10 protein-coding genes and 1 pseudogene are annotated in these 11,902 nt (G+C 63.5%); 6 read left to right on the forward strand and 5 right to left on the reverse strand.

The window, feature by feature from the left end; translation table 11 throughout:
• Position 1 precedes the first annotated feature (1 nt).
• Together NKJ46_RS18095 and NKJ46_RS18100 are read left to right on the forward strand one after the other, a co-directional pair.
• Positions 2-3,178, forward strand: coding sequence for an efflux RND transporter permease subunit (locus tag NKJ46_RS18095; RefSeq protein WP_352666222.1), 3,177 nt, complete (start codon positions 2-4; stop codon positions 3,176-3,178).
• 98 nt (positions 3,179-3,276) lie between these two features.
• On the forward strand, positions 3,277-3,435 hold the full coding sequence (locus tag NKJ46_RS18100; RefSeq protein ID WP_352564626.1) for a DUF3309 family protein: 159 nt from the start codon (positions 3,277-3,279) through the stop codon (positions 3,433-3,435).
• Between the two features lie 65 nt (positions 3,436-3,500).
• Here NKJ46_RS18100 and NKJ46_RS18105 read toward each other — a convergent pair whose 3' ends face one another.
• Complete coding sequence (locus NKJ46_RS18105; RefSeq protein ID WP_352666224.1) at positions 3,501-4,460, reverse strand: SDR family oxidoreductase; 960 nt, start codon at positions 4,458-4,460, stop codon at positions 3,501-3,503.
• Between the two features lie 94 nt (positions 4,461-4,554).
• Between NKJ46_RS18105 and NKJ46_RS18110 the strand changes: the two genes are divergently transcribed.
• Complete coding sequence (locus tag NKJ46_RS18110; protein WP_352666226.1) at positions 4,555-5,466, forward strand: LysR family transcriptional regulator; 912 nt, start codon at positions 4,555-4,557, stop codon at positions 5,464-5,466.
• Here the strand turns inward: NKJ46_RS18110 and NKJ46_RS18115 are convergent.
• The 4 genes and pseudogenes from NKJ46_RS18115 to NKJ46_RS18130 form a co-directional block, all read right to left on the reverse strand.
• On the reverse strand, positions 5,424-6,605 hold the full coding sequence (locus NKJ46_RS18115; protein ID WP_352666228.1) for an MFS transporter: 1,182 nt from the start codon (positions 6,603-6,605) through the stop codon (positions 5,424-5,426). The two genes, NKJ46_RS18110 and NKJ46_RS18115, sit on opposite strands and share 43 nt — an antisense overlap.
• A 146-nt stretch (positions 6,606-6,751) precedes the next feature.
• Positions 6,752-7,214 (reverse strand): annotated as a pseudogene (locus tag NKJ46_RS18120) (cupin domain-containing protein).
• An 11-nt stretch (positions 7,215-7,225) separates the two neighbouring features.
• On the reverse strand, positions 7,226-7,534 hold the full coding sequence (locus NKJ46_RS18125; protein WP_352666230.1) for a DUF1244 domain-containing protein: 309 nt from the start codon (positions 7,532-7,534) through the stop codon (positions 7,226-7,228).
• Positions 7,535-7,561: 27 nt separating this feature from the next.
• Positions 7,562-8,359: an N-formylglutamate amidohydrolase gene (locus NKJ46_RS18130; protein ID WP_352666232.1), complete on the reverse strand. Its 798-nt coding sequence runs from the start codon at positions 8,357-8,359 to the stop codon at positions 7,562-7,564.
• Between the two features lie 285 nt (positions 8,360-8,644).
• Here NKJ46_RS18130 and NKJ46_RS18135 point away from each other — a divergent pair, with 285 nt between their 5' ends.
• The 3 genes from NKJ46_RS18135 (at position 8,645) to NKJ46_RS18145 (ending at position 11,817) form a co-directional block, all read left to right on the forward strand.
• Positions 8,645-9,091, forward strand: coding sequence for a DUF1036 domain-containing protein (locus tag NKJ46_RS18135; RefSeq protein ID WP_473505739.1), 447 nt, complete (start codon positions 8,645-8,647; stop codon positions 9,089-9,091).
• Positions 9,088-10,518, forward strand: coding sequence for a pyruvate kinase (gene pyk, locus NKJ46_RS18140; protein ID WP_352666234.1), 1,431 nt, complete (start codon positions 9,088-9,090; stop codon positions 10,516-10,518). The genes NKJ46_RS18135 and pyk overlap by 4 nt, the downstream gene beginning before the upstream one ends.
• Positions 10,519-10,734: 216 nt before the next feature.
• A complete protein-coding gene (locus tag NKJ46_RS18145) occupies positions 10,735-11,817 on the forward strand; it encodes an NAD(P)H-dependent flavin oxidoreductase (RefSeq protein WP_352666236.1) in 1,083 nt (360 codons plus the stop codon).
• Positions 11,818-11,902 lie beyond the last annotated feature (85 nt).

Here is an 11,902-nt window from a genome sequence, read left to right on the forward strand (position 1 = left end):
CATGGACATCGTCAAACTTGCAATCAGCAATGCCCGGCTGACCATTTCGGTCCTGGTCTTTCTCATCCTTGCCGGTGCGGTCGCCTACCAGTCGACGCCAAAGGAGGCGGAACCGGACGTTCCGATTCCGATGATGTATGTCAGCCTGATCTACCAGGGCATCTCGCCGGAAGACTCCGAGCGCCTCCTGCTGCGGCCGATGGAAGCCAAGCTGAAGAGCCTGAAGGGCCTCAAGGAGATGCGCTCGGCCGCCTTCCAGGGCGGCGGTTATGTGCTGGTCGAATTCCAGCCGCAGACGGACCTCGCCACCGCGCTGCAGGACACGCGCAGCAAGGTGCAGGACGGCAAGGCCGACCTGCCGCAAGCGGCTGAGGAGCCCGTGGTCTCAGAGGTCAACATCTCCGAATTCCCCGTCCTTGTCGTGACGCTGTCGGGCGAGGTGCCCGAGCGCGTGCTGACGGCGGCGGCGCGCGAGCTGCGCGACCGCATCGAGGAAGTGCCTGGCGTGCTTGAGGGCTCGCTGCAGGGTGCGCGCGACGACCTCGTCGAAGTGGTCATCGATCCGATGAAGCTGTCTTCCTACGGGCTGCAGCTCGACCAGTTGATTGGTGCCGTCGGCGCTTCCAACAGTCTTGTCGCCGCCGGCAATATCGAAGGGTCCGAGGGCAAATACGCGGTCAAGGTGCCCTCGCTTATCGAGACGCCAGAGGATGTGGCGGCGCTTCCGGTCGTCGCCGGCCCCAATGCGGTGGTGCAGGCCAAGGATATCGCCACCATCCGCTCGACCTTCAAGGACGCCGAGACGGTTACCCGCCTCGACGGCAAGCCGGCGATTGCCATCGAGGTGAAGAAGCGCATCGGCTCCAACCTGATCGATACGATTGGCAAGGTCAGAGAGGTTTCCGACGCCTTCATCAAGACCATGCCGGAGGGCATGCACGTCACCTACACGCAAGACAAGTCCGTCTTCGTGAACCAGTTGCTCGGCGACCTGCAGAACCACGTGATGATCGCCGTCATCCTGGTGTTCATCGTCATTCTCTACGCGCTGTCTGGCCGTGCCTCGCTGCTGATCGGATTGGCCATCCCCTCATCCTTCCTGATGGGCATCCTGTTGCTGGCAATGATGGGCTACACGATCAATATGATCGTGCTGTTCAGCCTCATCCTGGCGGTCGGCATGCTGGTCGACGACGCCATCATCGTCACCGAATTCGCCGAGCGACGCATGAGCGAGGGCATGCCGAAGGAGCAAGCGTTCGCGCTTGCCGCCAAGCGCATGGCTGGCCCGGTCATCGCGGCGACGATGACGCGCATTGCCGCCTTCTCGCCGCTGTTGTTCTGGCCGGGCATCATCGGCGACTTCATGAAATATATGCCGATCACGCTGATCGTGACGCTCTCGGCCTCGATGCTCTATGCGCTGGTCTTCGCACCGACGCTGGGCGCCATATTCGCCAAGGCGCCCGCCCATCACCCCGACGACAATCGCGACGGCTGGTACATGGCCGTGGTCAAGCAGGCGGTGCATTATCCCATCACCGTGCTTGTCCTCACTGTGGCGCTGTTGTTCGGCGTCGGCTACGCCTATTCGAAATTCGGCGCCGGCGTCGAATTCTTCCCGAATGTCGAGCCTGACTACGGCCTGCTCTATGTCCACGCCCGCGGCAATCTTTCGCTTGCCGAAATGGATGCGGCCACCAAGACGGCGGAAAACCGGCTGCTCGGCTGGCCGGGCGTTAAGTCCGTCTATACCCGTGTCGGCAAGACGCAGGGCGGCGGCCAGGACGTTCCGGAAGACGTGGTCGGCGTGATCCAGTACGAATTCGTCGACTGGCGTGAGCGTAAATCGGCGAACTCAATCCTCGACGAACTGCGCGGCGTGATGGCCGGCATTCCCGGTGTCGACGTGGAGGTTCGCGTGCCGGAAGCCGGCCCGCCCACCGGCAAGCCGATCCAGATCAGGCTTTCGGCCGTCGATCCGAAGGGCCTTGACGACAAGGCCCGCGCCGTTGCCGCGCGCATTGCCAAGGTGCCCGGCGTCATCGATATTTCCGATGGTCTGGCGCCGCCCGGCGTCGACTGGGCGCTCGAGGTCGATCGCGCCAAGGCGGCGCAGTACGGCATCAGCCCGACCGCGGTCGGAACGGTGGTGCAATTGGTGACCAACGGGCTCAAACTCAGCGAGTACCGGCCCGCCGGCGCCGATGATGCCGTCGACATCAGACTGCGCCTGCCCGAGGATCGGCGCACGCTGTCGACGCTCGACGAACTCAGGGTGCAGACAGCGCAAGGCTCGGTGCCGATCTCGAACTTCGTCGTGCGCAAGCCGGAGCCGACGGTCGGTATCCTCAACCGCATCGACGGTGCGCGAACGGTGGTCGTCCAGGCCAACGTCGCTGCCGGCGCCCAGGTGGCTGCCGTCCAGCAGGAGGTCACCAAAGCTGTCGCAGACATGAACCTCGGCAGCGGCATTCGCTGGAAGCTTGCCGGTTCGAATGAGGACAGCGCGGAGGCCGGGGCCTTCCTCAGCAAAGCCTTCGGTGCGGCGATCTTCCTGATCTTCATCGTGCTTCTGGCGCAGTTCAACAAATTCACCAGCGTCTGGCTGGTGCTGTCCTGCGTGGTCATGGCGACGATCGGCGTGTTCCTCGGGCTGCTGCTGACGGGAGAGGCATTCGGCATCGTCATGTCGGGCATCGGTGTCATCGCGCTGGCCGGCGTGGTGGTGAACAACAACATCGTGCTGATCGACACCTATGACCGGTTGCGCGAAGAGGGCTGGGACAAATACGAAGCCGTTCTGCAGACCTGCCGCGAACGTGCCCGCCCGGTGGTGCTGACGGCGGTGTCGGCGATCCTCGGCGTGCTGCCGATCGCCTTCGGCCTCGGCCTCGAAATCTTCCATCACGAGACGACGATCAACGCGCCGTCGACGCAATGGTGGATTTCGCTGTCCTCGGCGATCGTCTTCGGGCTGTCCTTCGCCACCGTGCTGACGCTGGTGGTGACGCCGTCGATGCTGATGGTGTTCACTCGCGCCAAGCTCAAACCCGGTGCGCGTCGTGGCTGGTTCAGTCGTCTGTTTGGGCGTCCTAAGGCCGACATCCCGTCGAAAGGCCCGGACGCCGATCTGGGCGCCGAACCGGCGATCGCCTTCCCGAAGGCCGCCGAATAGAGTCCGGATCGCCGTCCTGATCAAGCAAGGCCGCCCTGGAACAATGGGCGGCCTTCTGCATTGTTCCGTCATTGCAACCTCAAAGCGAGGATTTTCTGATGACGATCAGCACCATTCTCGTCATTATTCTTATTCTTATCCTGATCGGCGCGGTTCCGGCGTGGCCGCATTCCCGGTCTTGGGGTTACGGCCCATCCGGCATCGTCGGCGTCATCCTGATCGTTGTCCTGGTGCTGCTGTTGATGGGCCGGATCTGAGCGCAACCTCCCTCCCGAACAGCGGCGGATGACCATCTGGCCATCCGCCTTTTTTTGGTTTGTTGTTAGGCAACTTTTTGCATCGTCTTGAGCGTGGCGATGCCGATATCCTCGAGCGCTTCCGACACTGCATCTTCCAGCGGCGTGTGCGGGATCGTACCGATAACGCTTTCCAGTCTGCCTGAAACGAGCCGGTGCGGCTCGAAGCGGAGATAGGACATCGAAACGATCTCGCGCCACATGGCCACGAACGGGCTGCCAGCGCGCAGCACCCACCACGGCATCATCGTCAGTTTCAACGTGCGCCCGAGCGCCTTCTCCGCGGCCGCCTTGATCTCCAGATCGGCCACCGCATGGCCGGGAAAGTTCAGCGCCTCGTAGAAGCCGAGCTTGTCGAGATTGTCAGCCAGTCCGACGAAAGCCTTGGCCAGGTCGGGCAGATAGGCCCATTCATGCACGAGATCGACCGGTCCCGGTGCCGTATAGATACCCTTAGTCATCTTGGCGGCAACAACCAGATCGAACCACGATCCGCTGCCGGTGCCGCCGAAGAAATCACCGGCGCGCAGCAGGATCGTGCGCACCCGACCTGCGTCGGCCTCGCGGCGAAACAGGTCCTCCATGGCGACGCGGATGCGGCCCTTTTCCGTCGTCGGACGAAACGGCGTGGCTTCAGTGATCACCGCCGGCATCGGCGAGCCGTAATTGTAGACGGTGCCTGGGAAGAGATGCAGCGCGCCATTCGCCCGGCAGGCAGCCATCACATTCTCGGCCATCGGCAGGCATTTGCTCCAGTCGGTGTAGAGCGGGTTGAGGCCATTAAAAATGATATCGACGCCTTCGGTCGCGCGGATCAGCGCAGCACGGTCGAGCGCGTCGCCGGCGATCGCCGTGGCGCCTTTGAGCTCGGCCGGCACCTTGCCGCTGCGGGTGATGGCACGGACATCGTAGCCGGCATCGAGGAAGGCCTTGGCCACCGTGCGGCCGAGCCGGCCATTGGCGCCGAGAATTGCGATCTTGGTCATTGTTCGTCTCCGTGTTTGCGCTACGACCGCAATGTGATCTCCTCGCAAACGAATGAAAATTGACTAAAGCTGGCGGTCTGATATTCAAGTTTGAATGGATATCGATTGGAACCTGATCAAGAGTTTCGTCACCGTGGCGGAGACCGGCAGCCTGTCGGCCGCCGCGCGAAAACTTGCCGCGAGCCAGCCGACGCTCGGTCGCCACATCACCGAGCTGGAACAGGCGCTCGGCGTCACGCTCTTCCGGCGCGGGCGGCGCGGCTATGCGCTCACGGAAGCGGGCAGCACGCTTTTTGAACGGGGCCGCGCGGTGAGCGAGCAGGCGAGCGCCTTTTCGTTGCTGGCGCTGGGATCGGTCGAAGCGATAGAGGGTACGGTGCGCATTGCCGCCAGCGAGGTGGTGGCGGCCTATGTGCTGCCGGAAATGACTGCGAGGCTTGGGACCGAGGAGCCCGGCATCGAGGTCGAGATCGTCGCGTCGAACCAGGTCGAAAACCTCTTGCGCCGCGATGCCGATATCGCCATTCGCATGGTCCAGCCGGCGCAGAATGAACTGGTCGCACGCAAGGTGACCGACATTCCGCTCCGCGCCTGTGCGGCAAAATCCTATCTCGACCGGCGCGGCCGTCCGCGCGAGGCCCGCGATCTGGCCGGCCACGATCTGGTCGGCTTCGACCGCAGCGACGAGATCATTCGCGGCTTCGCCCAATTCGGCGTCGCGCTCACCCGCAGTGCCTTCCGCTTCAGGACCGACAATCAGATCGTGCTTTGGGAAGCGGTGCGGGCGGGAAACGGCATCGGCTTTGGCCAGCAGCCGCTGGCCGAGCGCGATGCGCTGGTCGAAACAGTGCTGCCCGGTCTCCCGCTGCCGACGCTACCGGTGTGGCTGGCCATGCATCGCGACGTGCGCACCAGCGTGCGCATCCGCCGCGTCGCGGATTTCCTCTACGAAGAGTTCAAGCGCTATTCGGCCGGTGCGGGCTCGGCAGCGAATTCGGCGCGGTGAGCGAGGCCGGCCATCAACAGCACGACGACCAGCAGCCCGGACAGAGCGACGAAGATCGGGCCGAAGCTCGAGTGCTCGGCGATGAAGCCGATCGCCGACGGCGCCACCAGAATGCCTGAGTAACCCATTGTGGTGACGACGCTCATGCCTGTGCCGGACGCCATGCCTTCCTGGTTGCCGCCGGCCGAAAAAATGATCGGCACCATGTTGGCAATGCCGAGGCCGCAAAAGGCAAAGGCGGCAATGGCCAGCCAAGGCGAGGGAGCCAGCCCGGCCACCAGCATGCCGGCAGCAGCGGCAAGGGCCGAGGCGCGCAACGTCGTAACGGCACCGAAACGGTTGCGGACGCCGTCGCCAAGAAAGCGCATGACGGCCATGACGCCGGAAAAGGCGGCGTAGGCCAGGCCTGCGATGGCAAGATCGGCGCCGAGTTCCTGCCGGAGATACAGCGCTGCCCAGTCGAGCACCGCGCCTTCGGAGATCATCGTCAGCAGCGCCATAAGTCCGACTAGATAGACCAGCGGGTTGGCCGGCAGCGCGAATTTGTGGTGCTCGGCGATTGGGTGCTTGTCCTCGGCGATCAGGTAGCGGACCGCTACGGCGATGACGGCGAAGGCAAGAGCCGTCACCATCGTCGCATGGGCGAGGTGACCGTAGTTCTGGATGGCGAAACCGCCCAAAGCGCCGCCAGCGAAACCGCCAAGGCTCCAGAAGCCGTGCGAGGACGACATGATGGCACGGGACAGCCGCCGTTCGACTGCCACTGCATTGGCATTCATGGCGACGTCCATGCCGCCGATCGAACCGCCGAAAATGAACATGGCGACGGCCGCCAACGGCACGTTGGGGGCCAGAGCCACGACCAAAAGGCCGAAGCTGCCGGCAAGTCCGAACCAGCGCAGCACCATGCGGGAGCCATGCTTCGAGATCAGATGGCCGCACCAGGTCATGGCGGTGACGGCGCCGGCGCCGAACAACAGAATCAGCAGGCCGAGCGTGAACTTGCTGATGTCCAGCCGGGTCAGGAACACCGGGATCTGCGGCGCCCAGCTGCCGGTCAGGAAGCCATTGGCGAGGAAGATGGCGGCCACTGCCCAGCGTCCACGAATCGCGGTCTGCGTAATTTTCTGCGCGTCCATCGGGTAGAATCCGGTCCGGAAATGGCTTTGCGCGGCAAATTAGATCGATTCAATTCACAGTCAAGCGCTCTTCGCCGAAAGTGCTTGGACCAGGCGCTACGTCCTCTCGCGTCGGCCAACCATCTCGACGGTCCACTCCGAAATTCCTAGGGCTCGGGATAAGGCGTGCCATCCTTGTGTACAAACCGGCCGTCGGCGTTGGTGCTCATCATGTCGATGTCGGAGCAGGTGGTTACATCGTCGGGCCAGCGCGAACCGACTTCGAGATAGATCGCCATCGCGCCCGATTTATTGATCATGTGATGGCCGTTGCCTGATCCTTTCGGAAAGGCCGCGCAATCACCGGGCGCGCGGCACCATCTCGCCGGCATCTTCGACGAGCGTCAGCTCGCCTTCAAACACGTAGACGAATTCGTCTTCGTGCGAATGCCAGTGGCGCTGGCTCGACCAGTTGCCCGGCGGCAGGCGCATGAGATTGATGCCGAAATCGGTGAGCCCGCCGGCGTTGCCCAGCCGCTGCCGCACGCGTTCGGCACAGGGTGCATCGAACGGCGGTGGATAGGATGAGCCCTTGCGTCTGGGCACGTCGGCAACGTCAATCTTAGGCACGGCGGCCTCCCCTAGTGATCCGTAGGGCGTCTTGCCTCGAACTCGGCCTTCTTGGCGTCGGAGGCTTCGACCTGGTTCAGTGCCTGCCACTCGGCATAGGGCATGCCGTAGATGATCTCGCGCGACTGTTCCTTGCCGAGTTCGACACCCTCGGCTTGCGCCGCGTCGCGGTACCAGTTGGACAGGCAGTTGCGGCAGAAGCCGGCGAGGTTCATCAGGTCGATGTTCTGTACGTCGGAACGCTCGCGCAGATGCGCGACTAGCCGGCGGAAGGCAGCGGCTTCGAAATCGCGCCTTTGTTCGTCGCTGAGTTCGGTCATGTCCTGTTGGCCTCCCTTGGGCCTCCATCATACCGGCCCGGTGCGCGAGCCGAATATTTTCACCTGGTGTATATCGGCACGTCGATCGATCGCGTCAACGATCGGCGCCAGCCGTTCGGCCCAGGCGAGGGCACCCTTGCGGTCGGCGATCAGGTCCTGGCGGATTTCGAGCAGCGCATGGGCAAAGCCGTTGACGATGGCGTGCCTGAACATGGTATCGCCGCGCAATGCGCCGTCATAGGGTTCGTTATCGCCGACGATGAGGCTCTTGTCCTCGGCGAGCATGTCGATCAGCGGCTGCGCCACGCGATCGTCGAGATCCCATAGTATGCCGACGTGCCACGGCCGCACGAAGCCTTGCATGGTCGGCGTGAAGGAATGCACCGAAAAGATGAAGGGTGTCTGAGCGGATGCTTGCGCCACAGAGGCGATCATGGCGCCGATGGCATCATGATAGGGGCGGTAAAAACGGTCCAGCCGTCTTTCGCGCTCCTCCGTGGCCATGGGATAATTTCCCGGGATGACGGTGCCGTCATAGAGCTGGCGGATCAGCGTTGGATCGTCTTCGCCGCGATTGGGGTCGATCAGCAGTCGCGAAAAATTGGCAAGCACCGCCGGAACGCCGAGCAGACTTGCGAGTTCGCGGGTTACAGTCTCGACGCCGATGTCGTAGGCGATGTGGCGGTCGAACTCCGCCGCCGGCAGCCCAAGGCTGCCATACTCCTCCGGCAGGTCGCGGCGGGCGTGATCGGCCAGAAGCACCATGCCGCGCTTGCGATCGCCTTCGACGATATCGAAAGGCGCGAAAACTGTGGATCGGGTCATTGGCGGGAAAGGTCTGTTCGCTGGCTTCCGGGGAGGGTGGTATCGTCATTCCACGAAGAGAACGCTCGCGCAATGCCGTTGTTTGGCCACGGTTTCTGCCAAAAAACTGAGCAGGGGCGAAGCAAGCGCGTCAGAGCCTTCTAAATCGATTGGAATTGGACAGATCGGCGCGTTGACATGCGTGCGGACTTTTCCGAAAAGGGGCGTTGAGAGATGCAAATGTGGTTCTTGAGGGGTTTCGGGATGGGTTTCGCTGGCAGGCTGCGTGTGCGCCATGCCTTGGCCATGCCGCTCCTGATACCTGCCATGGGCCTTTTCGCGGTGATTTCGGCCTCGCCGGCACGGGCCGATTTCCGGGTCTGCAACGCCACACAGAACCTGGTTGGTGTCGGCATCGGCTACCGCGCCAAAGCCGGCTGGATCACCGAAGGCTGGTGGCACATCGAAGGATCGAGCTGCAAGACGCTGATCGAGGGACCGTTGTCATCAAGGTTTTACTATCTTTATGCAGAAGACGCCGAGCGCGGCGGACGCTGGGATGGCCCGATCAACATGTGCGTGGCCGAAAAAGAGTTCAAGATCGCCGGCGTTACCGATTGCGTCGCCCGGGGCTTTCAGCGCGCCGGATTCCAGGAATATGACACGGGCGAGCAGGCAAGCTGGATGGTCCAGCTGACTGACGAGCCCGCAACGGATGGCGCTCCAGCCGCCCCGGGAACAAACAGTCAATGAGACGCAGCCGCAAGGTCAAGATCCTCGCCACCATCGGTCCGGCCTCCTCGTCCGAGGAGATGCTGAAGAAGCTGTTCGAAGCCGGCGCCGACGTGTTCCGCATCAATATGAGCCACACCGACCATGAATTGATGCGCACACTTGTCGGCCGCATTCGTGCCGTCGAGGAGGCAGTCGGCCGGCCGATCGGCATTCTCGCCGACCTGCAAGGGCCAAAGCTGCGCGTCGGCAAGTTCGCCAACGGCAAAGAGGTGCTGACCGTGGGCCAGACCTTCACGCTCGACGACAATCCCGAGCCCGGCAATTCGACGAGGGTCTACCTGCCGCATCCCGAAATCCTGCGTTCGGTCGAGGCTGGTCATCGCCTGCTGATCGACGACGGCAAGCTCGAGCTCAAGGCGGTCAGCAGCAACGGCAAGGCGATCGTCTGCACCGTCGTCGCCGGCACGACCATTTCCGACAAAAAGGGCGTCAGTCTGCCCGACACCGACCTGCCGGTCGGCGCGCTGACGGAAAAGGACCGCCGGGATCTCGACGCGGTTCTGGCAACAGGCGTCGACTGGGTGGCGCTGTCCTTCGTGCAGCGGCCCGAGGACCTGGCCGAAGCGCGCAAGATCGCACGCGGCCGGGCGCTGATCATGGCCAAGATCGAAAAGCCGCAGGCCGTCGCCCGGCTGGCCGAGATCATCGAGCTCTCGGATGCGCTGATGGTTGCCCGCGGCGATCTCGGCGTCGAGATGCCGCTCGAAGCCGTGCCTGGCATCCAGAAGCAGATCACCCGCGCCGCGCGCCGCGCCGGCAAGCCGGTGGTGGTCGCCACGCAGATGCTGGAATCGATGATCACCGCGCCGGTGCCGACGCGCGCCGAGGTGTCGGACGTGTCGATCGCGGTGTTTGAAGGCGCCGACGCTATCATGCTTTCGGCGGAATCCGCCGCCGGGGCCTATCCGGTCGAGGCGGTGGCGATGATGAACCGGATCGCCACCAAGGTCGAAACCGACCCGACCTATGCCGGCATTATCAACGCGCAGCGCTCGGAACCGGAAGCGACCGGAGCCGACGCCATCTCGCTCGCCGCTCGCGAAATAGCCGAGACGCTGAAGCTGTCGGCGATCATCACCTATACCGCGTCTGGCACCACCGGCTTGCGCGCCGCGCGCGAGCGGCCGCAAGTGCCGATCGTGGCGCTGTCGCCGATCCTCAACACGGCGCGGCGGCTGTCGCTGTTGTGGGGCACGCATTGCGTCGTTTCCCCCGATGCCAGCGACCTCGACGACATGGTCGACCGCGCCTGCCGCATCGCCTTCGAGGAGGGCTTCGGCAAGCCGGGCGACCGCGTCATCATCACCGCCGGCGTGCCGCTGAGGACGCCGGGATCGACCAACATGCTGCGCATCGCCTATGTCGGATCGGAAGTCGGCCGCTAATGTCGGCCGCGGCTGCCGGATAGGCCGGCGGCATGGCGCGTCGTAAACACGGCGCCAGCCCGGCGCATCGACGGCGGTTGGGTTAGGATCGACGCCGGACTCCGCCAGCTTGCATCAGGTGTGTGGCCGGCCGTGAAGCGGTTCGAAGGCCCTATCCGACTTGAGCTGGAAGTCAGTTAAGGTAATCTCTCCTGGGAGAAAGAGGAGGGTGATCCAATGTGGATGCGCACTGATCTTCTGGAACTCCTCGGCATTGAGCACCCGATAATCCAGGCGCCGATGAGCGGCATCACCACGCCGGAACTCGCGGCGGCAGTCAGCAATGCCGGGGCGCTTGGCTCGCTCGGATGCGGCATTCTGCCTGCGGCGGCTATCCGCGAGCAGCTCATGGCGACGCAGCACGCCACCAATCGTCCGATCAACGTCAACTTCTTTGCGCACCCGGCGCCGGCAGGCGATGATGCGGCAGCCCAAAGTATGCGAGACCGCCTTCGCGGCTGCTATGAGGAGGTCGGCCTCGGACCGGTACCCGAGCCGGGCGAGCCCTTCCCCACCTTCGATCGTGAGCGTCTCGAAATTGTGCTCGAGCTGCGCCCCAAGGTGGTCAGCTTCCACTTCGGCCTACCGGACACCGCAATTGTGCAGCAGTTGAAGGCGGCCGGCTGTACTGTCTTGTGTTCGGCCACCACTGTCTCGGAAGCGCGCCAGCTTGAGGCAGGAGGGGTGGACGCCATTATCGCCCAGGGATACGAGGCGGGTGGGCATCGCGGCACATTCACTGGCGACCCTGCTATCGGCACTGCCGGCACCATGGCGCTCGTACCGCAGATTGTTGATGCCGTGCGGGTGCCTGTAATTGCCGCCGGCGGTATCTTCGACGGTCGCGGCATTGCTGCCAGCTTTGCACTTGGTGCATCTGGTGTGCAGATCGGCACGGCTTTCCTGGCCTGTCCTGAAGCCAATGTGCAGCCAGTCTATCGCGTAGCATTGCGCTCGGCCAACGACGAGAGCACGTCGGTGACTCGCTGCTTCACTGGCCGCCCAGCGCGCGTGGTGCGCAACCGGTTTGTGATGGAAATGGCTGGTGAGGAAGATGCTGCGCTGGCGTTTCCGCTACAGGCGAGTCTGGTCATGCCGCTTTCGATGGCAAAGGATGAAAGCAAGCGGGCTGACTTCTTGCCCATTTGGGCCGGGCAGGGCGTTGCGAAGCTCCGGGAAATGCTGGCCGCCGCCCTTGTGGAGAAACTCGTCACGGAAGCAAGCGGCGTAGATCGGGCCTATAGGGGAGTAGGGGAGTAGGGGAGTAGGGGAGTAGGGGAGTAGGGGAGTAGGGGAGTAGGGGAGTAGGGGAGTAGGTTCCGAGGTGAGTAGGAGCATGCGTTCG

It is taken from the genome of Mesorhizobium sp. M0166, assembly GCF_040322255.1.
Taxonomy (GTDB): domain Bacteria; phylum Pseudomonadota; class Alphaproteobacteria; order Rhizobiales; family Rhizobiaceae; genus Mesorhizobium.